Origin of the sequence: Citrobacter sp. Cc139 (assembly GCF_030334645.1) — a bacterium.
Classification (GTDB): domain Bacteria; phylum Pseudomonadota; class Gammaproteobacteria; order Enterobacterales; family Enterobacteriaceae; genus Citrobacter; species Citrobacter werkmanii.
This window is the reverse complement of record NZ_JAOWDM010000072.1, coordinates 39,393-63,809: the sequence shown is the minus strand read 5'-3', so window position 1 is coordinate 63,809 and position 24,417 is coordinate 39,393. Positions and strand designations below refer to the sequence as shown.

The following is a 24,417-nucleotide window of genomic DNA, read 5'->3' as shown; positions in this document are numbered from 1 at the left end:
GGAAATTATTTGTTGATGCCCGGGTACTGACCGCCCCAGACAATATCCAGATACTGTTGTGGGTCAGTGTCACCCTCAGTACTTATCAACAACACGCGGGAATGCTCATTCAGTCCCAGTTGCGCACGCGTTTGCGCCAGTTCAGGCGAGGACATCAGCAGTGACAGCAGGCCGGTCGTCACCGCCCCGGACTCACCAGAAACGATCTGCGGATCGCCTGCCAGCGGATTACCCAACATGCGCATGCCAAGCGCCGCAACCTCATCCGGGCAGGAGGCAAATGCGGTGGCATAATCACGCAACAGCTTCCAGCCAATGCTATTTGCCTCACCGCAGGCGAGACCAGCCATCACGGTTTGCAAATCTCCGCCCACCGCTATGGCATCACCCTCTTTCGAGCGGGCGGAGCGGTAGAGACAATCGGCAATTAACGCCTCGGCGACGATCACTTTCGGGCGATTTTCTCCCCATGCCGCTGTCACCATTCCCTGAACCATGCCGGCAAACGAGCCAACGCCTGCCTGAACAAAAATATGCGTCGGCGCAACCTGATGCAGCTGGTCGATCGCCTCCAGCATCAGCGTGCCGTAACCCTGCATAATCCACTGCGGGATCTTTTCATACCCTTCCCAGGCGGTATCCTGCACCACTATCCAGCCATGCTTTTCCGCCTGTTCCGCGGTCATGCGAACCGCATCGTCATAGTTCATATCGACGATTTCGGCGGTAGCGCCTTCGTTACGGATCGACGTCAGACGTTGCTGTGAAGAACCTTTTGGCATGTAAACCACGGCATTTTGCTTCAACTGTCGCGCCATCCAGGCAACGCCGCGACCGTGATTGCCATCGGTGGTGGTAGCAAACGTGACGGTTTGCAGATCGCGGCGCACCTCTTCGCTGGTCATCACATCAAACGGTAATTCGCTGATATCTTTACCGACTAATTCTGCGATATGGCACGCCATCGCATAGGAACCGCCCAGCGCTTTAAAAGCTTTCAGGCCAAAACGCTGCGACTCATCTTTGAGGTAGATATTTTTTACGCCCAGTTTTTGTGAAAGTGCCGGCAGCGTATACAACGGCGTTGGGGAATATCCCGGAATAGACCGATGAAAATTCAACGCTTTGACCAACTCCTGGCGGCTAAACGGAGCCAACGGCGCGTTCGGATGTTCGGTAAACGGTGTCTGGTTGATAAAAAATGATAAGTTTTCCTGCATCATAAAACCTCATTGTGCTGGTAATCCATTCCCTGCAATTGATGTCATACAGAGATATTTCCGCTATCGGTAATGCCAATAGAGCAAAATGCTTACCAGCTTTTTATTAATTGAGTAAAATCTTATGAATAATTTAATAAACACTTAAATTTCAATTAAATAGATAGAATGCAATATTTGCAGCCAAAAATATCATCGCGTTAGTTTATCGTTTCATTTTGATAAATTCTCATAATTGATAAATAGTGTGATCGCGGAAGATAAAATAAAAAAAACATACTAAAACAGAGCGGTAGATTGATTTTTCGCAAGTCATTTTTGGATTAGTTCGCCTATTTATCATTTTCCATGAGAAATGCGACACGCGCCGGAGAAGTAGCATGATTTCAGTACTCAGCAATATTCAGGATGATATATGCAATTATGCCGATGCTATTTCTGGCATCACCGGAACGGATGTTGAGATCATTGATGAATCTTTAATGCGCATCGCTGGCACCGGTAAATACCGGCATATGCTCAATGAAAACGTGGCAAAAAATGGCTACATCTACCGCCACGTTTTGCAGGTGCGGGAAACGGTGCTGATCAAAAATCCTGGCGAACATCCGCTGTGTCAGTTATGTGAAAAACACCACTATTGTTCTGAAATGCTGGATTTGAACGCACCAATTTTTCTCAACAATCGCGTCATTGGGGTGATCGGGATTATTTGCTCAACCCAGGCGCAGCGCGACACCCTCCTGAGCCAGATTGAGAAATTTGTTACTTTCATTGAGCAAATAGCCGTGATGATCTCCAGTAAGGTTTTTGAATGTCTGGAACGTTTACGCGCGCAAGAAAGGCTGGGCGCATTTCGCCGTCTGATCGATGCCATGGACCGCGGCGTCGTGGCAATCGATGGTGATGGTCTTGTCTGGCATGCCAACCATTCAGCCGATCGCATTCTCAATCGCGAGGTTCAGGGATTACCGTTGACCATTGAAACAACCGGGGACAGTTTGTATGGCGATGAGGAGGCCTGGCTGACGCTCGAAGGTCAGAAATACCATGTACTGTGCAAGCAAATTTCGCTCTCGTCTTTGGATAACGATCGCTTAACCATGATTATCTTTCGTGACGCGCACGACTACCTGAGTACCCTTCTTCCATCGCCTTATGAGGCCGACACCCAGGTGCGGTTGATTGGTCACTCCCCCTTGATGGAACAGCTCAGAAGCACCATCGGTAAAATCGCCAACAGCTATGCCAGTGTGCTTATTACCGGCGAAAGTGGCTCAGGAAAAGAGGTCGTGGCATTTGCCATTCACCAGAGCAGCCCCCGTAAAGCCGCCCCCTTCGTAACCATCAACTGTGCTGCCATTCCCGAACAGTTGCTGGAAAGCGAATTGTTTGGTTATGTGCGCGGCGCATTCAGTGGGGCCGACCCCAAAGGCCGCGTGGGAAAATTTGAACTGGCCAACGGCGGCAGTCTGTTTCTGGATGAGATCGGCGATATGCCGCTTCATCTGCAGGCTAAGCTGCTCAGGGTTCTGCAGGAAAAAGCGATCACCCGCGTCGGGTCTAACAACACCATCAATATTGATGTACGAATTATTGCCGCGACTAACAAAAACATTAACGCGATGGTGGAGAGTAATCAGTTTCGCGAAGATCTTTTCTATCGCCTGAACGTGGTCCCTTTGGTTCTTCCCTCGTTGCGCGAACGGCGGGCAGATATTGCGGTCCTCGCACAATATTTTGCCGATGAGTTTTCGGTCAGTTATCAGCGACCATCACAAAAACTTCCCGATGACGTCATCAACCGCCTCTATGCCTGGCACTGGCCTGGCAACATTCGTGAATTACGTAACGTTATCGAATATATTTTCGTGATGCGCGGGGAAGCCGCAGGGATCAACGCCAGCCATCTGCCTCCTTACCTGCTCACCGCAGCTGACAGCAGAAAAACGTCGATGACAGCCCAGCCTCAGCAGCTTGCTAATAAGGGAAAACAAGCGGAAAGGGAGGCCATAGAAAATGTCATCCAGCGATTTGGCGCAAGCGTGGAGGGGAAAAAACAGGCAGCGACCGAACTGGGGATCAGCATTGCCACGCTTTATCGAAAAATAAAGCTGTACGGGTTATGAAGCTGACCTTACTTAACGAAAAGCCCGCGTAATGCGGGCGTCCAGCAGGCACAACAGAGTAAATTAATTCCGTGGCGAATCAATCAAACACGCCATTAATAACGGCAGTGACAATCGCCGTGCTCAGTGCAATCAACACCAGATTGTCGCCAACGACCTGCCATTCATAACCAGGATAATACGGCAGTTGATTCAACATAGAAGGTGGAACGCTTTTTTTAGCGATCCCCGGAGGAAGCGGTTTTCCTCGCGCCAGATTTTTGGCAATGCCTGGCGGCAGTGATTTATACCCTGTCAAACCGTATCTGACAGCATACTGCCTGGCCACGTTATAGCTGATGTCGCTATCCACGTGATCCGGCTTGCCATAATTTTTACGCTGTTCCGTATGTGCATTATTTTTTTGGCCGGCGTTTCCTTTCTGGCTGTTACCACTATTACCTTTGTTTCCGCTATTACCATGGTTGCCACTATTACCATTGCCGTTACCGTTACCGGGGTTAGCGAATACAGGGGTGGCGCACATCGTCATCGCGGCAACGGCGACTAAAGCCGTTGCTAAAGTACGGAGTCTGGACATGATGATTCCTTAAGATGTGGATACATATAAAAATGTAAGGTATTCCATGATGACTTGCTATCGCTATAACTCCGATTTATTGGCAAAAAAAGCGATGTCATTTTGCCAGGCGTAGGCTTGCGAATATCCCCATTTGCAGTTTGCCCCCGCCATCTGTTAACTCAGAACGGCAGAACGCGTATCACATTTCGCCCTCGCTACGGTGGAGAAAAATTAGTCAAAAATGTTGCAAAACTGCTATAAACTCTTTCGCTTCTGTCGACTGGTGTTAAACTGGAAAGTGTGATCTTCATCATAACCTGCTCAAACAGAGAAAAGAGACACTGCTATGCAACATATCATTGAGGGCTTCCTCAACTTCCAAAAAGAGATTTTCCCTCAACGTAAGGAACTCTTCCGCAGCCTGGCATCCAGCCAGAATCCAAAAGCGCTTTTCATCTCCTGTTCCGATAGCCGTCTGGTGCCAGAACTGGTGACTCAGCAAGAGCCCGGGCAGTTGTTCGTTATCCGCAACGCCGGCAATATCGTCCCCTCTTTCGGACCGGAACCCGGTGGTGTCTCCGCCACCATCGAATATGCGGTAGTCGCACTCGGTGTGACGGATATTGTCATCTGTGGCCATTCCAATTGTGGCGCGATGAAAGCCATTGCTGATAGCCAGCCCCTCGATCCAATGCCCGCAGTGGCGCACTGGCTGCACTATGCCGATGCAGCTAAGGCCGTGGTCGAGAAGAAAACCTGGGATAATCCCATCGATAAAGTTAACGCCATGGTGGAAGAGAACGTTATCGCTCAGTTGAACAATATTAAAACGCACCCTTCCGTTGCTGTTGGGCTGCGAAATAATGCGCTGCGTCTGCATGGCTGGGTGTATGACATCGAAAGCGGTGAAATTCGTACCCTGGATAAAAACAGCAAAACCTACGTTTCCCTTGCTGACAATCCGCAGGTGCATTTCGAGTAAACCCTCCACTGGAGCAAGGATGCTCTGGATAATTATTTCCTACTTTTGTGCTATAGACAAAAAACACACCCGGACCTAATTTTTAAAAATAGCCTTTGATGTTTCTGCATTAGTCTTCGCGCATTCATTCAACATTACGACAGATATCATGTACGCAGCAGCAAATTAGCTGTTCGTATGAGATTTTTGTTAAGATGCAGGTAATTAAAGGAGCAGGCGCGAATGCAAACGAAAATAAAAAAAATAATTAAAACATTTTTCTATCATGAGTCGTGGGACATCATGATTCTAAAGGATCATGGCTCACACTTATTCCCCGATAACACTCTGGAAATACTGAGTAAAACTACTGCCCAGCAGTTAACAAAGAAATATACGTTTCAGGCCGACCCTTTTATTGTTGAAAAGGCCGATAAACTGTATGTTTTTTATGAAGCTTTTAGCTTTCGAAATTCGAAAGGTACGCTAAGATGCCGCGTCCTGGATCGTGAATTGACTGAAATCGATGATGTTAAACTTGAGGGCTTTGACGACTTAAAGTGTCATTTGTCATTCCCTTTCCTGATTCATATCAACGATCAGCTATTCATGATCCCTGAGTCTTCAGAAAGAAAAGAAGTCATACTGTTTCAGTCGGTAGAATTCCCGGTACGCTGGAAGAAAATCAAAGTCTTAATATCGGATACTGAAGTAACAGATAATGTGTTTCTCACAATTAATGAAACCTGCTATCTTTTATCCACCACAATGGATAATGAAATCATTATTCACTCTGCTGAGAATATCTTTGGGGAGTGGCAGCGGATTGCCCCCTCACTGAAGGTGAGCAACCACCACCACCGGGGAGCCGGCGCGCCTTACCTTGTCGATAACAAAATGTACTTCCTCACCCAGGAGTGCACACCAGAAACCTACGGAAAATCCATCTACATCAAAGAATTAGTCACATTAAATGATACTGTTTTCGATGAAAGCCTGATCGAGAAAATCAATTCCTCGATCAACCACAGTGATGGTGTCCATACACTAAACTTCTCAAATAACTATATTGTTTATGACTCAAAAATAAACAAGTTCAGTTTGTTGGCGATTTTTAAAAAATTATCATATAAATTCATGATAAAATACAGAAATGTATATCTCTCCCATCGATATAACTGATTCACTGGATTTTCGGGTGACGTTGGTAGAAAATCGTTCGGGTTTCTGGCATTCATCTGGAGTCTGTATGGCAATTCTTGTCACTGGTGGCGCAGGTTATATTGGTTCACATACTGTTTTAACACTACTGGAAAGAGGCGATGATGTCGTTGTCATTGATAATCTGTCGAACTCTTGTCAAGTCTCGCTGGACAGAGTCGCGGAACTCGCCGGAAGGAAACCGACTGTCTATATCGCCGATATTTTGGATCGGCAGGCGTTAAAGAACATTTTCACCCGCCATAACATCACTGATGTCATTCATTTTGCGGGACTCAAATCGGTTTCGGAGTCGATAAAAGAACCCCTCGCCTACTATGAAAACAACGTCACGGGTACGCTGGTATTACTTGATGAGATGCGGGCCGCAGGCGTGAATCGTTTTATTTTTAGCTCATCGGCCACGGTATACGGTAATCCGGAAAGCGTGCCGCTAAGCGAGCAGTCGCGCACGGGCGGTACGACCAATCCGTACGGCACGTCTAAATTAATGGTCGAACAGATTCTGGCCGATTTTTCACGCGCACAGCCCGATTTTCGCATCACCTGCCTGCGCTATTTTAACCCGGCCGGTGCCCATCCATCGGGTCGAATTGGCGAAGATCCTAACGGTATTCCCAATAATCTGGTCCCGTATATCTCCCAGGTCGCGATTGGTAAACTTGAGACCGTGTCGGTATACGGTAATGACTACCCAACCTCCGACGGTACTGGCGTTCGTGATTATATACACGTCATGGATCTGGCGACCGGCCACTTAGCCGCGTTGGATTCCCAGAACAAAGGCGCCGCTTACAAGGTGATTAATCTTGGTACCGGAGTCGGGTATTCCGTACTAGACCTCATTGAGGCGTTTGAAAAAGCGGCGCAGACAAAAATTAATTATCAGTTTGTCGCCAGAAGACCCGGAGACATTGCCGAGTGTTGGTCAGACCCTTCTCTGGCGCGAAAAGAGTTAGGCTGGCAGGCTATCTATAGCCTTGATGAAATGATGCGCGACACGTGGAACTGGCAAAAAAATAACCCGAATGGTTATAACCTGTGATGTTCTCAGCCACGAGCCTGGTCGCCAGGTTCGTGGCTTTACCAGGCTAGCGTGACGTTATTGTTGATACACGATACCAGCCGTTGCTCTGCTTCCCTTCATTGGCCAAGTTGATTCTCGCGGCGCCGGATTTATCCAGCATCGCAACCTCAATCGCATATTGCCCTTTCGCCAACTGCTCCGGCATAGGCAGCGCATAACTAACCTGATGAATTCCAGGGAGCCAATGTCGTATATCATCCGCCGCATTGCCCTGCGCCACCACCTTATTAGCACTGTCTACTACACGAAATGCCAGCGTATAGGACAGATAGATCGGTGCCACTCCATCGTTATACCAGGTACTGTTCAACGTCAGAGTTTGTCCACTGTTCCACACTGACTCATGGCTCAGGGACGCTAAGCGAAATCGGTAGCCCAGTTTGGTCAGCGCATCGTCGACAATCGGTCGATAATCGCTGGGTATCGCTCTCGATTTCAGGTTGATGGTACTGGCATGCTGCTTGAGCGCCCAGTCAAAAATCCCCTGCACTTCGGCGCGCGTATAATGAAAAGAATTCTTCCAGTCCTGCATATACGAACAGATTTCCAGACTCACCGGCGCGCTTTTCCAGGCATCGTTAAAGCCTGCATAACTTTGCTGCGCTGCCAGTAATCGCTGAGGATAGTCATCTTGCATATGATTCCACGAGTCTGAAAACACGCGCAGGTCGCCCCAACAGTCCGCTCGCCACCCGGCCCCACGCGCCACCGCATTTGCCAGGCTTTGCCCACCGCTTATCAGCATAATTTTGGGCGTTTTGGGAAAGGCAGAAAAGTGCATCGCAACGTAGCGATCCAACTGTCCGGTGGTGTATCGCTGCATGAGTGGCTGCAGGTCGGGGAAGTTGCTGTTATGCCACTCTCCCCACGAACCCACCATGCCGATATCAACAAAAGCGAGATTCTCATTACCATCGTAGCGCTGACCCAATGCGTTGAGCAGTCGCTGGCTGTATTCGATAAACAAAGGGTCATCTAAATCCGGCACAAAAGTCTTATTATCAGACGTCCAGGTCCCTTTTACGCCTTTTTTAATCAGCCAGTCGGGAATTTTAGTACCGTCCGCCGGGTCGGCAAGCGCCATAAATCGTAGCCCGACATTCATCGCAGGACGATGCGCCGCAGCGTATTTAAAGGCATCATCCACCAGCGCAAAATTGTACTGGCCCTCAACAGGTTCCAGATCTCGCCAGTAAAATCGCTCATATTCGAACCCGGTATTGGGATAATCCGCCAGACTCAGCGTTTCACCGTATCCCTGATGAAAACTGGCAACGCCAATCCCCGGATTAGTTAACGGCCCCGTCAATGCTTTGGGAGTTACGGTCGTTAATGCGGCCATGACCGACAGCGGGAGGAACATACCCAATAGCGCAGAAACCCATTTACTCTTCATCGCAGTAACGCCCCCCACTGGTTTAATCACGCTAGTGGTTTTTCAGATTTAACCACCAGTCCCAAATACCGACGTGAAAATTTTGGAATACATCAATACCTAACGCTGATTTGATCATATACAACGTCAGCAATACGCAGCAGGTGACGAACAGCACGGCGATCAACAGCAAAAAAGTGAGCAAGATCCGCGATAAAGTCGATTCCTGGCGATGCTGGCGGCGTAAATCTCTGCCAAACAAAAAAACCAGATAAAAACGTTTACTGAAAAAAGGAAAACTCCGGCGAATATCAATTTGATGCCGTGACGCCAATGTCGAGGCCAGGATCGCGTTTTCTACCCCTGCTTTTTGTTCCGGGGTCAACCCCGCCGCTATTTGCTCATCAAGGTGAGCGTAGAATCGCTCGATGACGGGAGGACGATTTTGAGGACTGGTCAAAATTAACCTATATCTTTATCAATTGAGTGATAGACGTTGACTGTCTTTTTGGCGATTTCATACCAATTATAGTTTTGCAAATATACACGATAGTCCACGCGATTGGCTGTCACCCACTGGGTTAATTTCTCGGCCAGACTGTTCACATCCCCGACCTTAAAATAGGCTTCGGCAGGTAGCTGAACTTCCAGGTTCGCCGGAATATCACTGACCACGGCGGGAAGAGAAAAGGACATCGCTTCCAGCAACGCAATAGGCAGACCTTCGTGATATGAAGGCATCACAAACAGTTTCGCCTGTGAAAATACCGCCTGCAGCTCATCACCGCGTAAAAATCCGGTCATCACGACGCCTGGCGTGTCGGCGGCCTGCTTTTTGAGGCGAATGCTGTATTCAGTCGGATGATCCGCATCGCCAATTAACACCAGCGGCATGGTCAAACCGCTTTGTTGATAAGCGGCGATGGCGTCATGCATCCCTTTTTCTTCGACAAATCGTCCAACCACCACAAGATAATTTTTCGGCTGTAGCCTAAAGCGGGAGAGCGTATTTTCGATAGTCAGCTCAGATAATAACCGCGGATCGTTCACACCGTTGTGAATTAAATGCGCGTCATAGCGACCATGTTTTTTCTGGATCAGTTGATTAATCACCTCAGAAATCACAATCACCTCGTTGGCGTATCTCACCGCCCAGCGTTCACCCAGCAACAGTATTTTTTTGGCAATGAAACCCCATTTCTGACGATCGTAGTCAGGCCCATGGTGGGTAAAAACGACCTTTTTGCCTAAAACACGTAATAATGGGATCACAAGGCCTGGTCCGATAGCATGCACATGCACAATATCCGAATGGTCGAAAACTGTCCTCAATGCCGCCAAAACGGAATGAACAATCGCTTCCAGCGAACGTTTTTTGGGCGCCCACAGCGCATAGGTTTCGACTTTCTTATACGTTGACCGTTTGTAATTCACATACGGTGAGCGAGCGATAACACAAATATCAACATCGAGCTGCTGCTTAATAGCAGGATAAAGATTCTGGCAGTGAGTCTCCACGCCGCCCAACACATCCGGAATACCTCGTGTGCCAAAAACCGTTATTTTTTTCATACTATGGCCTGCTCAGCAGTTCTTTATACAGCGCCAGTAAGGTATCCATATGTTTACTTAGCGCATATTTTTCACTTAACCGCGCACGACCATGTAACCCCATAACCCGCGCTTTCTCTGGTGCGTCAGCCAGCGTATCCATCGCATTCGCCAACGCTTGCGCATTGCCCGGCTCGAATAAAATCCCTTCGATACCGTCACGAATTTGTTCCGGGATCCCGCCAATGCGCGATCCAATCACCGGCTTACCTAAAGCCATCGCTTCTAATATCGCCATGGAACAGTTTTCATAACATTCAGAAGGAAGGATCACCGCCCGCGCATGCTTAATAAGCTTATCGAGGGCCTCCCCTTGCTGCACATAACCTAAAAACTCGACATCCGGGTATTGGGCGACTAACTCGTCATGTAGCGGACCGTGGCCCACAATTTTTAACGGTGCTTTGTTCTGCATTTTCTTATGCGCCGCCAGCAGCGTTGCCACCCCTTTTTCACGGCTCAGGCGACCAAAGAACAACATATAGCCTTCATCGCTTGTCTCATCCAGAGGACGGCTGTCATCGACCCCATTAACGATCACATCAATGCGGGAATTCGGCAGCGTACGCAACAACACGCCGCGTAAAAAAACGCTCGGCGAAACAATCACATCCAGCGCCTGGTAATTTTGCGCAATGTATTGCCAGGTTGCCTCCAGAGAGAGCAATAAGCTTTTTGAGGCGGAACCTTCCTGACAACGATACCTGAAGGCATTAAAAACCGTGCCGGTGATACAGGCATCACACACTTTGCCGTCGCGCAGCATGGAATATGCAGGACATACAATCTTATAGTCATGCGCAGTCAGTACCGTTTTGCAGCCAAAATTGCGCGCAACTTTAATTATCGCTGGCGTTAACTGGTGGTAGATATTATGAAAATGAACGATATCCGGGCGCTCTTTTTGCAATAACGCCAGCATTTTTTTGCAGGCCTGCGAATTATGAATAAAGTTAACCGCCGTTTTGAGCCCGCCCAACAAATTACTTTCTTTGTGGTAGTCCACATTGCTGACAAAATAATCCGCATAGTCCGAAGGGAAATTTTTCTCATGCTGCATCGAGAAATCAATCACCTGCACTCCGGCCTGTTTCAGCATATCGCGCTCTTGAAAATAAACTGTTTCCGCGCCGCCTTTGATGAAAAAAAACTTATTTACTAATAAAACTTTCATGGCGTCTGCCTTAGTTATTCATGAATGATTTTACTGTCAGGCGGAGTCAACGGATCGCGTAGCGGATGTGTCAGCCCTTTAACAAGCCCCGCAGAAAGCACAGCTAAGTTCATCACGCTTTGCAGACCGTTCAATAACGACCGATTCTGCACGGTTTTCAGTATGATAAAGGCAAGCAATGGCAGAAATGCGATATCGAAAAGCTCAAGATTAAAGGTCACCACCGCAATGAACAAAGCAACCAGGTAAACAGCAAATATCGCCTCATTTTTAACCATCTTTAAGGCGTTGATGAAATAAGGTTTTCCCCAGGCGCAGCGTAAAAATTCGCCCGGAGCCTGATAGTATCCGCTTCTCCAGCGATGCTTCAGCATCTGAAAGGTCGGCATGGTATGCGAAGTATGAATGAAATACGGAATATTCAGACGACGTAGTTTATAACCCGCGTCAAGTAAACGCAGGCCGAGTTCGGCTTCTTCATAAGCGTGCAGATTACGGTTGGTAAGATAACCAATTTTCTCAATGGCGGAGCGGCGATATAGCCCCCCGCCGCCTAAATGGTCGCTATCCCCTACGGGATAGATTTTATTAATGCGTTGCTTACGCGATTTAAATTCATAGTTAACGGCATCGTCCATTTCGACGGTTCCCGCTACGCCTGCATATTCCGGTTCAGCCTGCAAAAACGCGACAGCCTGATCCACAAACCCTTCTTCCAGCTCCATGTCGCCATCCATCAGCAACAGATATTCCCCCTCACTATAAAGGTAACCCAACTGATGTCCGACGCCACAGCAACGATCGCCAGGATCGGTTAATGACACCACAGTCACCCCTTTATCGATCGCCAACTGCTGGGTGTTATCCGTTGACAGACTATCTGCCACAATGATTTTATGTGGATAATCAACAAGCTGTTTCCGGATACTATCAATTGTTTTCTCAATACATTCAGATTCATTGAGCGTTTTAATACTCACTGAAATAAACGGTTTATTGTCCATACAATTACCCTACGCAGCGAAGGACGGTTCGACGAATCACTAAACTTGATCCTAGTGATAAATAGAACAGGAATTGTAACATCGGTATAATCATCAGTATCTGGCTGTAAGGTAAGCTAATTAAGCAAGCAATCGCAAAAGCATTAAATGCCGGAGCAAAGCTCAACAACTGAAGATCCTGCTGGTCCAGTTGTTCAAGCATCAGTAAAGGCTTGGGCTGACATATTTTCAGGATATAAATGAATAAGCTAATGAAGAGTAACGTGCCAATCACCCCCACTTCCCACAGCAGCATACTCAGAGAAGTCGAGTCGAGGATTAAGTTATAAATAATATTCAGAAAGCCTGGCGAAACCGTACTACCACTGTTAGTGGCGTTGAGTCCATAGCCAAATAACGTTCCTGAAAGTCCCCACAGATCGTTATTTTTTAGCCAGAACAGGAAGGTCGTAAAGCGCCCTAACTCCCCGGTAGACATAATGTAGTTCGGGTCAAAAATATAGCTCAAAGAGTCGATGAAAATACTCAACGAGCTTTTCGACGGATCGCCGCCAAACGCAGTAGAATAATAATACGCAAGGATCACTATCGACAGGCTAATCAGCAGCAACATCCCCGCCACAATAACCAATAACGTCTTCAGATTAACCTTACTAACGTCTTTAACGTAGCTCGGTGAGATCCACACCCACGCCAGGAACAGCGGCGATAGCAGGATAACGAACTTTACTTCGCCAATAATACATAGCCCGATCCCGAGAACAATGTGTAACGCCATGGATTTAAACGTGGTCAGTCCGTGCTTATACTCAGAGACCTTTAACAACATAATCAGCAGGCAAAACAGGCCCATCGCAGCAGTGTTACCGCCCCCCATCGGGTCGCCGCCAAACGTACCCACCACGGAATCCCATTTTTCATCTTCACCACGCACCGAGACACGCTGGGGAACAACCAGTAAAACCTGATAAATCATTACCGGGATCTGCGCGTAGAACACCCAGTACAAATAGCGAGTCACGCGATAAATCTGCGACTCCCGGCAAAATCCCAGCAGTAAACAGATCATCACCAGCGACAGTGCGATTTCATTTTTAAAGGCCACAATCGCGACGGTGATACCGCCCTGAATCAGAGTTGAAGCCCCGGCCAGTATCAGGAATGAGAAATACAGCGCCAGCACAATCGTCTCCTGCGCATCCAGACGCAGCGAGCCATCCCGCGTCTGCATCACCAGTAATCCCACCATCAACAGGGTCAGAAAAAAGGGGATCCATAGCACCGACTGTATGCCGGTAAAGTATTGCACCAGGCCACACAGGATCAGGGTAACGAAGGTATAACCTTGTAAATAATATCCGGTATTCAGCGTCATAGTATCACCGGCCTGTCTTTCAGCAGATTAGCCCGCTTGTTCATTTTCAAATAAATAAAGGCGTAGCGAATAAATGTCAGTGAAGAAAACAAAATCACCGACGTTGCATAGTCTTTATAAAAATAGGGCGTCACGACAAAAGCGAATAGCACAATCGCCAGTTGCTCCAACTGGATGCGCAGAAAATAGCGATGGGAGCCAAAAATAAGCTCTATGACCGTCAGGGGGCTTATCGCCAGCGCCGGGAACAGGTAGGGTAGCATGTAGCGTGACGTTTCAATGGAGTTAATCCAGTCTTCGCTAAAACCAAGGCGCATCACAATCGGGTAGAAAATAAACACGCCAAGAGTACAGATAACCCCCAGCACCAACAGCAGCATCCGTACCCGGGTATATTCCTGATAATTAAAGGTGTTATTTCTAAAATCGATAGACCACTTGGAAAAAATAGTATTACGCACCGCGTTCCCGATGATCACCACCGGCGCCAGGCAGAAGCGGCTGACCACGGAAAAATAACCGGCTGTCAGCGCCGAAAACCAGAAGTTAATCAGCATAATCGGCAGATTGCTGCTGGCCATCGCCAACACCTCAGCGCTGCCAACTTTAGTGATGTGATGAATATTCTGTTTAAAAAAATGCCAATTGCTGACGGGCCGTAAATGTTGCGCCGCCACCAAACGAATATCAAACGAATGCAAAATACAGCTGATGGTCAGTACCATCGTCGCGCAGGCCCATGACCAGTAGAACAGTTGCACATGGTGCGTAACCAGTATCGAAAGTAATACCACCACAGAAACAGAAATGCGCTGGAAGATCAGAAAACGAAAGTTAGCTGTGCGCAGCGCCAGGTTTTCCGAGATCAGAACCCACGCCGTAGCAAGCGTCAGTAAATAGAGAAACAGTATGCTCTGGTGAAACAACCACGCGGTCAGTACAGCGTAGGGTAAGGCGATAATCGTGCTTTGTATCAGGCAAAACACAACATTCTGTACCAGTTCGTCGTCCTGCTGTTTAGGAATTAACAGCTGTGATGCAAAGGTACAGACCTGAGCACCCACCACGGCAATACTGTAGTTGAGCGCATAAAGCCCCACTTCAGCCATATCGTACTTGTGTGAGATCAACCAGATAGACAGCGCACCAATCAACTGCGAGATGACTGATGAACCGGCTATCGTGGAGGCGCTCTTCAGTAGACTCATACGCGGCCTGGCGTTGTCATCAGTTGATCGGTGCTGAAGTTCAGTGAACGCAGGCCCTCTTGCGTTTCAAGGTCCTTTTCTTCAACCGCATTCAGCACAGCGCCAATCACAACGCCATCATTTTCCTCGATCTTATCCAGCGCGTTGGCTATATGTCCCGCCGAACCCGAGCCGGCTTTCACGATGAAAATAACGCCATCAACGGCGCGTTTGATCAATTGCACGTCCTGACTCTGATTTACCGCAGCCACATCGATAATGATGCGTTGATAGTGGGATTTCAGTTCGTGCATTAACGGCTCAAGGTGCCCGGACGACAACATCAGCAGAGAAGAGATGGTGGTCTTCCCGTGCGGGATAAAATCGAGATTATCACTGAGCTTGATCCGCGCCTGTTCAAGCTGGGTCTCCCCACGCAGCAGTTCCGCTACGCCTGCGGACGTTGCCGATGCCAACTCGGATGAGAGTCCGTCAGTATTGAAGAAATCCGCATCAATAAGCAGCGTTTTCTGATCGAAACTAAAGGAATTTGCTAACAGACTCGCCAGCAAAGAGCGCCCTTCACGGTGCTCCGTCGACGCCACGGCGAGCGTCTGTAACGGTCGATTATCCAACATAATCCGGGTACGGATACCGTGCACAATATCGGCATTCAGCGGGTTCTTCAGGATCATGTCCCGCACCTGCGCGCGCCCTGAGGTTCCGCTAAAACGACGGATTTCGCCCAGCGGAGCAACGTTCAGGCGTTTTTTCATACGACTCAACGTACCGATTGAGTTGTCCATCGCCGCTTTGACAATGAAATACATGATACTGAACACCACCACCAGCAGGACCACCATCGCCAACAAGAGGGATTTATTCGGCTTCGCTGGTTTTAGTGCGGGAACGGCAGGATCATATAACACCGCGTCGGCATTTACGCCGGACAGCGACAGTTCCTGAGTACGTTGATACAGCGATTTATACAGATCTTCCATTTTATCTAACGACAGCTTTTGGCTATTCCAGGCATCACGTTTTGAGGCCATTTTCTGGAAGATCTCTTTCTGCTGCGCCACCTGCTGCTGATAGTTCTTTTCATCCGCCAGCGCCGCCAGATATTGCTGACGTAACCCCACTTTCAGCTCACCCAGAACCCGTCCGGTTTGGCTTTGGATCGACTGGACATCCGCTTCTGCTTTTAAAATAGCGGGATTTTTCGGCCCGTATACTTTGCGCAGTTCAGACAACGTGCGCTGCGCCTGAATTAACGCGATACGTAAATCCTGAATTTGGGCGTGGTTAGAGACCGAAGGTAGTGAGATAACGCTCTCCACCGACCGTCCTCCGCTATTCACCTCGTTATAGACAGATTCTGCGGCAACGCGACGTTGGGTCGCATCAGCCAGACGATTGGTGACGATACTTAACTGCTCGGTTTCAAAACCATCGATACCGCGAAAAGTCAGCAGCCCGGCGTTTTTCAGATAGCTGTCCATTTCCTCTTTTTGTTTCGCTATCGACTTCTGAATCTCTTCCATTTTTTCAAAATTCAGTTCGCGGGCTTTCTCTACTTTCAGGCGCTTTTGCTCAACCGTATAGTTGATGAAGGCCTGCGCGACGCCGTTGGCAACGTCAGCAGCCATCAGCGGCGAGGGGGATTCATAGGTGATAGACGCCAGGTTCGTTGTACGAATACCGATGACATTCAGGTTTTTCGACAACGTTTTCAGCGCTTGCTCCATCCTCAACTGCCGGCTCTCATTGCTTTCCGCTCCCTGGGTACCGGCTTTTTCCCCGGTAAATTCCGGGTTTTCATCCAGTTTCATATCGCGGACGGCTTGCTCAAGCACAATACGCGAATGCATCAACGCATATTGCGTTTCATAGTAACCACTGCGCGTTGAATCGAAACCATCAACCTGTGGGAATGGAGAAACGTTATCGGCCTGGGCTTTAATCAGTACCGTCGCCGTTGAGACATACTTTGAGGACATCATGCTGATTAATGGGTATGCCACGACCCCGGCAACGATACCGGCCAGTGCGATTTTCCAGGCGTTCTTTTTCAGCTCTTTGGCAAAGCGGGAGAATTCAACCGTACTTTCTCGTTTTTTGCCGTTTTCCACTATAGATAGTTTCATCGTCAGAAGAACCCCATGCCAATAATCACGACATCCCCAGGATGAACAGAGTGCGTTAAATCGACATTCTCAAGCAGCTGATTGCTCCCCGACAGGCGAATGTTGATATCTTTTCGGTCAGCACGATCTGTAAATCCGCCCGCCTGCGCAATTGATTTCTCGACGGTAAGACCTGGCTCCCAGGCAAATCCGTTCGGGCTTTTCACCTCACCCGAAACATAGTATTTACGGAACTCGGCAATACTTACCGTCACCATCGGCGTGGTAAAGTAATCTCCCGTCAGCCGTTGAGTTAATTCGTTAGTCACCTGTTCGACAGTTTTATCTTTTAATTTAAGAGCGCCCACAAACGGGAAATTAATCTCCCCGCTCTTATCCAAAATAAACCGCATCGTCATATCAGGTTGACCGTGAACAGCGATATTGACAGTATCCCCCGCCCCAAGCCGGTAATCCTGCTGAACAGTAGCAGGATCATCCATTAATCTCGGGCTGGACGTTGTGCATCCGACCACCAGGATACTGAATAGCAAAAACGCGCACAGTTCTATTATTTTCATTTTAGATCTGAACCTTAGCTTTAAGCATAATCATAGAATTATCATAACCCAACGTTCTAATAACTTCCTGGTTGTCGTTGGGACCGATATAAAACGAGTCAGTATCCTTATTCGAATTCAATGTATCTAATTGATATTTAATCTCAAAATTAACCGATGGCGTATAGTCGTAGCTCATGGTTACGCTAAATACCCCATCTTTATCATGCCGATCCTTGTTCTGTTTTTTATAGTCTTCCGCAGTGTATGAATAATCCAGCAAAGTCGAAAAACGATTACCTAACCAGAAATGCTGGTAAGAAATGCCATACTGGGTCACTAAAATGTATCCCCCAACCTCCGACGGGTCTTTAATACTTTGTGCCGAGTGGGCTGTGAAAACCGACTGTTGCAGCGGCTTCCACTCTGCTTTTATGTCCCAGTTGAGGCCATTAAAATCATGCGAATTTGTGCTGTTTTCAAATGTTTTGTACAACCATGAAATATTCATGTCGACGTTAGTTTTTCCGGTCAACTGCGACTTCATGCCGTACAGCAAATAGTACTCATTAGTATCTTTTTCTGAGTTGTTGTCATAGCGACGCTGGTTAGTAATAAAGCTATAGCGAAAACGTGTTCTGGAAGTGTATTGGTCAAAAATTTCCGCTACCAGACTATTTTCATGCCATTCCTGTTCCTGAATGTAATGGTAAAAATCCTCACTGGTATCCTGCACATCAGAAGTATTACCGAAAGTCAGTTTTTTGTATAACAACGCCAGTTCCGCTTTGCCACGCCCCTCTGGCGCGCCGTAGCTGTAGCGTAATTCACTGTTGATGAAATTTGTCGTCAACGGTGATTTAATCCCATACTGCTCGAACTGGCCCGGTAAAAAGCCCTCGGTAATGCCGCGGCCACGGGATTCATGCCCAAGCGAATCCTCCAGATTGAGGGTTAAGCCATGCATGAGTCCATAACGCCAGGCCCCGTTAAAACGGAAAAAATGATCGGTGTAGTTATCAGCAGAATCGCTCGAGTAGTTACGGTAATCCCCAGAGTACATCAGTAAATACTTATCCTGACCACGCTCGCCGATCATACTCAGCACTGGCGCTGCGCTCTGAAACGAGGAACCGACAGCATCGCTGTTATGTGGCTGATAGGTCACGTTATCATTATAACCATAATCCACAGCAACCTTGCCCTGGAAGTCGATCCCCGCAAAGCCTATGTGTGATTTCGGTGTTAAATCAGCCCATGCGGACTGCGTTATCACGATTCCGGCAATAACGATTAATTTAGTATGCATTCTTACCGACAAATCCTTTGAAAATGGTTTTAATGATAATTTTTATATCCAGCCATAATGACCAGTTTTGAATGTACTCAATATCGTACTGAACCCGTTTTTCCATCTTATAAAGCGCATCGATTTCCCCACGAAAACCGTTAATCTGCGCAAGTCCGGTGATGCCAGGCTTTACCTTATGGCGGATCATGTAATTTTCGACCTGTTTACGATACTGCTCATTATGCGTAACCGCATGGGGTCTGGGACCCACAATCGACATACTTCCCTGCAATACGTTAATAAATTGCGGAAGTTCATCCAGCGATGTACGGCGTAAGAAACTACCGAATTTCGTCACCCGCGGATCGTTTTTCGTGGCCTGAATTACCGTCCCGGAATTCTCCATAACGCGCATAGTGCGAAATTTCCAGACCTTAATTTTTTGCCCACTCAGGCCATACCTGTCTTGTTTAAAAAAAACCGGCCCACGAGAAGTGAGTTTGATACCAATAGCAATAACCAACATCAGCGACGAAATCATCAGCATAATGATACTGCCAAGCACCAAATCCTCCGCCCGCTTAATAAACGAACCCGCCCCTTCAAACGGTGAGCTAAAGATACCAATGGTTTGTAGGTTGTGGATAGAGCGTAGCTTGGACATATTGTTGCTGTAGGTATAAAAGTCAGGAACAATATAGGTATCTACGGTGGTGTCTGACATCATAGCCAGGAAATGGCGGATGCGGTGCAGCGCCACCATCGGTAAAGCGATATATATTTCGTCAATATTTCCCAGTCGGGCTTCCTCAACCAGATTAATCACCGGGCCACGAAAGGGGCTTTTGATCTTATCAACGATGTCGCCACAGCGCGATAACGCCCGCTCATCATAAAAAGCCAGATCCAATTTGATATTGGCGTACTCATACAGTAACGCGCTTTCCGCGGCCAGACCATTGTCGGTCAAACCAATAATCGCCACGCGCATACTCTTTTTCGTTGAATATTTAAAAATAAAAAAGCGAATGTAATAAAGAAAAGGTAATGGAATGAAGTACCAGTAAATAATGGCAGAATAAAAAGGCGAAGGTAACCTGTCTAAGTAACCGAGGGACGCCGGTTCTGCCACTGTCATACTCACCAGCTCGTTAAAAAAAATAGCCAGCAGCGTACAAAAAAGTAACCGTTTTTGATTACGTAAACCAATCGTTTTAATTTTTTGCTGATAAATCTTGATATATTCAGCAAACAGCAAAAAAAAGACTGAAAACAGAATACTCAGAATAGCAATGGTGTTAAATGGCATCAACCCCAGCAGATGGGCACTAAAAATTAGCGTCACATTAATAACGATAAAATCAACCAGTTTTAAAAAGACTGGATATCCTTGACTGCTAATCTTTAGCGATTTTTTTAGCATATCTCAGCCCATTATCTATTGATATTTAATTATTTTTTTCTCATTTCATGTTGCTAATTATATCACAAGTCTAAAAAACGCAATGACCCATTGTCAGTAAATGTAAAAAATAATGTTTATTAGTGTGACACAAACCACCCACTCGCTCTCATCATTATGATTTTAAAGAAAATTAATGCAACATAAGTTTTAACCACCAAATCAAAAAAATTCATTTTTTACAACAAAACCACCATTGACAATTAACAAAACATAGTCTATGGAAAGTGTTTTATGTATGACAAATTTCACTACGGCTTTGCTTGATTTATTCTGAACCCACTTTTCATTGTGGCTAAACGCTGTAATTAAATAACAACAAATACCTTATGGTGATATTTAAAAATGCAACAATAACAAAGTTAATTACTTTTAATTATATTTGAGCGCCGGGCGCCACAATAAAAACATATCAGGCAACAACGCTTAAAAAGCGCACCCGCACGCTTAACCCACCTAATGTTTCGCTGCGTGCCAGCTGCGGATGCGTCCGGTGTAAGCGAGCAATGTCGTTAACCAGCGCCAGACCAATTCCTGCGCCAGGGACATTGCCAACGTTATCGAGTCGATGAAACGGTAGCATCGCCTGATGAACCATCTGGTCATCTATACCTGGCCCGCTATCCTCAATCATCAGCACCACGGCTTCGCCTTCACGCTGCAGTCGGGCAGTCACCACCCCATGCGCAGGGGTGTATTTCAGGGCGTTATCCAGTAGATTTCCACACAGCTCGCCGAGCAGGACTTCATCGCCCTCAATCCACACCGCGCCCTGTTCCCCCTCATAACCCAGATCGATAGCTTTACTGCGCGCCTGCGCCAGCCGGGTAAAACAGCTGCTTTGCACCACCTCATACAAATTAACCGGTGAGAAGTGCTTTTCTTCCTGCTCTTTGCGCTTCACAGCCGACAGCTGAAGCAGCCTTTCCGTCAGCTGAATAGTGTTATCCAGAGTCACGCTCATGGCCTGTAAACTCTCGAACCATTGCTGAGGCTGCGGGCTGGCGAGGGCTACCGCAGCCTGAGTTTTCAGTACCGCTAACGGCGTTTTAAGCTGATGGGATGCGTCCGCGCTGAAGCGTTCCTGACGAGAGATAAGGCCACGAAGTCGGTCCAGATAGCGGTTGAATGCCACAATCAGCAGACGGGTTTCCGACCACGGCAACAGCTCCGGCAACGGCGTCAGCAGCCCAGGCTCACGACGCACCATCAGCGATGACAACTGGCGCATCGGACGTAGCACCCGACGCAGCAGCCAGCCAACCAACACCAGCGTGAGCATTACCAGCAGTCCTTGCGAAACCCACGAGGAGAACAGCAACTGTCGCGCCAGATACCGCCGCGATTGCAGCGTTTCAGCGACATAAATTTCCGCCATACCGGTAATACCGCCCTCGTTGACTGGCTGAAGAAGACGTGCCACGCGGATTGCCTCGCCGCGATATTCAGTGTGATAAAACCACGCCAGCGCCGGATAAAGCCGGGTGCGCGAGGTTGCAGGCGGCATCGCAGGTAAATCGTCATAACCTGATATCACCTTCCCCGCCGGGTCGACCACTTTGTAATACAGCCTGTCATTCATATTCAGTTCAAAACTGTCCAACACCACCCACGGCACATTCACTTCCAGTCGTTTATTACGTACCACTAACCGCTCAGAGACGGTTCTGGCGGACGAGAGCAGGGTCCGATCATACGCCTGCGTCGCCGCCTGTAACGCGCTGACATAGCTGTTAAATGCCGACAGTCCCCACAGCAACAGCAGCGGTAATCCCAGAAACATCAGCAGTTGCAGATACAACGACTGGGGCTTAACCCATTTCATCGCTACGCTCCAGCACATAGCCCAGACCACGTAACGTGGCGATGCGCACATCGCTTCCCTGAAGTTTTTTACGCAGACGATGGATGTACAGTTCGATACTTTCGGGGCTGACCTCATCGCTTAGACTGAAAACCTGTTCAAACAACTGCTGGCGCGAAACCGGACGCAGGCGACGGTACATCAGCACCGTCAGCAGAGCCTGTTCACGCGGCGTAAGCGCCAACGGCTGTCCCTGTAACATAAAATAGCCTTCATCGTGAAACGCCAGCTCCCCCAGTTGCTGTATGCCTTGCACCTGCCCCGCGCTGCGACGAAGCAAAGCCCGCAGCCGGGCATCAAGCTCTTCGATTTCAAACGGTTTTGCCAGATAGTCATCGGCCCCGACGTTTAACCCTTTCACCCTGTCGGCCACCGCGCTGCGCGCCGTCAACAGCAGAACGGGGAGCGTCTGACCGCGTTTGCGCAGCCGTTGGACGACTTCAAGACCGTCCAGCCCCGGCATATTGATGTCCAGCACCGCCAGCGCATACGTTTCGCTATGTAAAAGATGGTCGGCCGCCAGGCCATCAAAAACGCAGTCGACGGCAAAACCGTTTTGCACCAGCGCTTTCTCCAGCCAGTGAGCTAACTCACGGTTATCTTCCGCTAATAAGAGACGCATATCACATCCTGTAAAGTTTCTGCCGCATTGAAAGGGAATTGAAAGGTTAATGTTTTAACAATCACGCAACCGAACTGCTACACATCGGCTCACATAATCACAAAAATCTTCTTCCGTACCCGAAAATCCGGTTTTCCGGTGTGAGGATAAACAATGAAAAAACAATTACTTCGTACCCTTACTGCAAGCATTTTACTGATGAGTACCTCTGTTCTGGCAGAACAAGCGCCATCGCGCACCGAATGTATCGCCCCGGCGAAACCCGGCGGTGGCTTCGATCTCACCTGCAAGCTGATTCAGGTGAGCATGATGGAAACCGGCGCTATCGAAAAACCGATGCGCGTAACCTACATGCCCGGCGGCGTTGGCGCTGTGGCCTATAACGCAATCGTCGCTCAACGCCCGGCTGAAGCGGGTACCGTGGTGGCTTTCTCCGGCGGCTCCCTGTTGAACCTGTCACAAGGTAAATTTGGTCGCTATGGCGTGGATGACGTGCGCTGGTTGGCAAGCGTGGGCACGGATTACGGCATGATAGCCGTACGCCAGGACTCACCATGGAAGACGCTGAAAGATCTGCTGACGGCAATGGAAAAAGATCCTAACAGCGTAGTTATTGGCGCGGGTGCCTCAATCGGTAGTCAGGACTGGATGAAGTCGGCGCTGCTGGCGCAAAAAGCCAACGTCGATCCGCACAAGATGCGCTATGTGGCCTTTGAGGGTGGCGGCGAACCGGTTACCGCGCTGATGGGCAATCACGTGCAGGTAGTTTCCGGCGATCTCAGCGAGATGGTGCCTTATCTCAGCGGCGACAAAATCCGCGTGCTCGCGGTGTTCTCGGAAGAACGCCTGCCGGGTCAGTTAGCCAATGTGCCAACGGCCAAAGAGCAGGGTTACGACCTGGTGTGGCCGATCATTCGTGGCTTCTACGTTGGACCAAAAGTCAGCGATGCCGAATACCAGTGGTGGGTCGATGCCTTTAACAAACTCCAGCAGACTGAGGAATTTAAAAAGCAGCGCGATCTCCGCGGCCTGTTCGAATTCAACATGAGCGGTAAGCAGCTCGACGAGTACGTGAAGAAGCAGGTCACGGATTATCGTGAGCAGGCGAAAGCCTTCGGTCTGGCGAAATAAGCGCAGAGGCAAAGATGATGAGCGATCGTATTTTTGCAGGTATCTGGCTGTTGCTCTGTATAGCCGGGCTGTTCGTGGCCTGGCAAATCACCAGCGAATACAGCTATGAGCCGGTTGGCCCGCGTCCCTTTCCGCTGGGCATTATCAGTCTGATGCTGTTATGCGCCGTGGCGCTGCTGTTGCGCCACCCGGACACCATCAGTTGGCCTCGCCGCCATGTGCTGCAAAAGCTGCTGACGATGGTGATTGTTCTGTTGATGTACGCCTGGGGTTTTGAATGGCTCGGTTTTCCCATCGCCACCGCCATTCTCACTGTGGTGATTGGCATGCTGTTCGGCGCAACCATTCCGGCTGCGGGTATTTCCGGCGCGGTGCTCGGCATTCTGTTGTGGTATGCCTTCGACCGGCTGCTTGACGTCACCTTACCACTCGGCGCCTGGCTGGGTTAACGGAGA

General features: G+C 48.5%; 21 protein-coding genes. 6 read left to right on the top strand and 15 right to left on the bottom strand.

Features of this window, described 5'->3' with window-relative positions:
- Window positions 1–5 precede the first annotated feature (5 nt).
- On the bottom strand, window positions 6–1,220 hold the full coding sequence (gene dpaL / locus OGV69_RS07405) for a diaminopropionate ammonia-lyase (RefSeq protein WP_069324622.1): 1,215 nt from the start codon (window positions 1,218–1,220) through the stop codon (window positions 6–8).
- A gap of 380 nt (window positions 1,221–1,600) precedes the next feature.
- On the opposite strand from dpaL, the gene OGV69_RS07400 reads away from it, so the two are divergent.
- Entirely contained in the window at window positions 1,601–3,349 is a 1,749-nt protein-coding gene (locus OGV69_RS07400; protein ID WP_069324607.1) for a sigma-54 interaction domain-containing protein, read from the top strand.
- Window positions 3,350–3,428: 79 nt separating this feature from the next.
- On the opposite strand, the gene OGV69_RS07395 is transcribed toward OGV69_RS07400, so the two are convergent.
- Window positions 3,429–3,929, bottom strand: a complete 501-nt coding sequence (locus OGV69_RS07395; protein WP_038632857.1) for an anti-virulence regulator CigR family protein — start codon at window positions 3,927–3,929, stop codon at window positions 3,429–3,431.
- A gap of 328 nt (window positions 3,930–4,257) precedes the next feature.
- Here OGV69_RS07395 and OGV69_RS07390 point away from each other — a divergent pair, with 328 nt between their 5' ends.
- From OGV69_RS07390 to galE, 3 genes are all read left to right on the top strand, one after another.
- The gene (locus OGV69_RS07390; RefSeq protein ID WP_038632863.1) at window positions 4,258–4,893 is read left to right on the top strand and encodes a carbonic anhydrase; all 636 of its coding nucleotides are present in this window, start codon (window positions 4,258–4,260) and stop codon (window positions 4,891–4,893) included.
- 222 nt (window positions 4,894–5,115) lie between these two features.
- Window positions 5,116–6,054, top strand: coding sequence for a glucosamine inositolphosphorylceramide transferase family protein (locus OGV69_RS07385; RefSeq protein ID WP_038632867.1), 939 nt, complete (start codon window positions 5,116–5,118; stop codon window positions 6,052–6,054).
- 67 nt (window positions 6,055–6,121) lie between these two features.
- A complete protein-coding gene (gene galE, locus OGV69_RS07380) occupies window positions 6,122–7,138 on the top strand; it encodes a UDP-glucose 4-epimerase GalE (RefSeq protein WP_038632871.1) in 1,017 nt (338 codons plus the stop codon).
- Between the two features lie 46 nt (window positions 7,139–7,184).
- Here the strand turns inward: galE and OGV69_RS07375 are convergent, their stop codons facing one another.
- The 13 genes from OGV69_RS07375 to tctD form a co-directional block, all read right to left on the bottom strand.
- Window positions 7,185–8,576 carry a DUF4832 domain-containing protein gene (locus tag OGV69_RS07375; protein WP_069324621.1) on the bottom strand — a complete coding sequence of 464 codons (1,392 nt, stop codon included), beginning with the start codon at window positions 8,574–8,576 and terminating at the stop codon, window positions 7,185–7,187.
- Window positions 8,577–8,607: 31 nt separating this feature from the next.
- The gene (locus tag OGV69_RS07370) at window positions 8,608–9,015 is read right to left on the bottom strand and encodes a hypothetical protein (RefSeq protein ID WP_038632874.1); all 408 of its coding nucleotides are present in this window, start codon (window positions 9,013–9,015) and stop codon (window positions 8,608–8,610) included.
- 2 nt (window positions 9,016–9,017) lie between these two features.
- Window positions 9,018–10,127 (bottom strand): glycosyltransferase family 4 protein, encoded by a 1,110-nt coding sequence (locus OGV69_RS07365; protein ID WP_038632877.1) that lies wholly within the window; start codon window positions 10,125–10,127, stop codon window positions 9,018–9,020.
- 1 nt (window position 10,128) lies between these two features.
- Entirely contained in the window at window positions 10,129–11,340 is a 1,212-nt protein-coding gene (locus OGV69_RS07360) for a glycosyltransferase family 4 protein (RefSeq protein WP_069324606.1), read from the bottom strand.
- A 14-nt stretch (window positions 11,341–11,354) separates the two neighbouring features.
- Window positions 11,355–12,344, bottom strand: coding sequence for a glycosyltransferase family 2 protein (locus tag OGV69_RS07355; RefSeq protein WP_069324605.1), 990 nt, complete (start codon window positions 12,342–12,344; stop codon window positions 11,355–11,357).
- 4 nt (window positions 12,345–12,348) lie between these two features.
- Window positions 12,349–13,719, bottom strand: a complete 1,371-nt coding sequence (locus OGV69_RS07350) for a capsular biosynthesis protein (protein ID WP_069324604.1) — start codon at window positions 13,717–13,719, stop codon at window positions 12,349–12,351.
- Window positions 13,716–14,927 (bottom strand): lipopolysaccharide biosynthesis protein, encoded by a 1,212-nt coding sequence (locus OGV69_RS07345; protein WP_069324603.1) that lies wholly within the window; start codon window positions 14,925–14,927, stop codon window positions 13,716–13,718. Before OGV69_RS07345 ends, OGV69_RS07350 begins: the two co-directional genes overlap by 4 nt.
- The gene (locus OGV69_RS07340) at window positions 14,924–17,053 is read right to left on the bottom strand and encodes a GumC family protein (RefSeq protein ID WP_069324602.1); all 2,130 of its coding nucleotides are present in this window, start codon (window positions 17,051–17,053) and stop codon (window positions 14,924–14,926) included. Before OGV69_RS07340 ends, OGV69_RS07345 begins: the two co-directional genes overlap by 4 nt.
- 2 nt (window positions 17,054–17,055) lie before the next feature.
- Window positions 17,056–17,613 (bottom strand): polysaccharide biosynthesis/export family protein, encoded by a 558-nt coding sequence (locus tag OGV69_RS07335; RefSeq protein WP_038632893.1) that lies wholly within the window; start codon window positions 17,611–17,613, stop codon window positions 17,056–17,058.
- 1 nt (window position 17,614) lies between these two features.
- A complete protein-coding gene (locus OGV69_RS07330) occupies window positions 17,615–18,901 on the bottom strand; it encodes an outer membrane beta-barrel protein (RefSeq protein ID WP_069324601.1) in 1,287 nt (428 codons plus the stop codon).
- Window positions 18,891–20,306 (bottom strand): undecaprenyl-phosphate glucose phosphotransferase, encoded by a 1,416-nt coding sequence (locus OGV69_RS07325; RefSeq protein ID WP_038632899.1) that lies wholly within the window; start codon window positions 20,304–20,306, stop codon window positions 18,891–18,893. Before OGV69_RS07325 ends, OGV69_RS07330 begins: the two co-directional genes overlap by 11 nt.
- A 451-nt stretch (window positions 20,307–20,757) precedes the next feature.
- Entirely contained in the window at window positions 20,758–22,170 is a 1,413-nt protein-coding gene (locus OGV69_RS07320) for a sensor histidine kinase (protein ID WP_038632902.1), read from the bottom strand.
- On the bottom strand, window positions 22,157–22,831 hold the full coding sequence (gene tctD, locus OGV69_RS07315) for a transcriptional regulator TctD (RefSeq protein ID WP_069324600.1): 675 nt from the start codon (window positions 22,829–22,831) through the stop codon (window positions 22,157–22,159). Before tctD ends, OGV69_RS07320 begins: the two co-directional genes overlap by 14 nt.
- Window positions 22,832–22,984: 153 nt before the next feature.
- On the opposite strand from tctD, the gene OGV69_RS07310 reads away from it, so the two are divergent.
- Window positions 22,985–23,962, top strand: coding sequence for a Bug family tripartite tricarboxylate transporter substrate binding protein (locus OGV69_RS07310; RefSeq protein ID WP_038632908.1), 978 nt, complete (start codon window positions 22,985–22,987; stop codon window positions 23,960–23,962).
- Window positions 23,963–23,976: 14 nt separating this feature from the next.
- Window positions 23,977–24,411, top strand: coding sequence for a tripartite tricarboxylate transporter TctB family protein (locus tag OGV69_RS07305; protein WP_087856208.1), 435 nt, complete (start codon window positions 23,977–23,979; stop codon window positions 24,409–24,411).
- Window positions 24,412–24,417 lie beyond the last annotated feature (6 nt).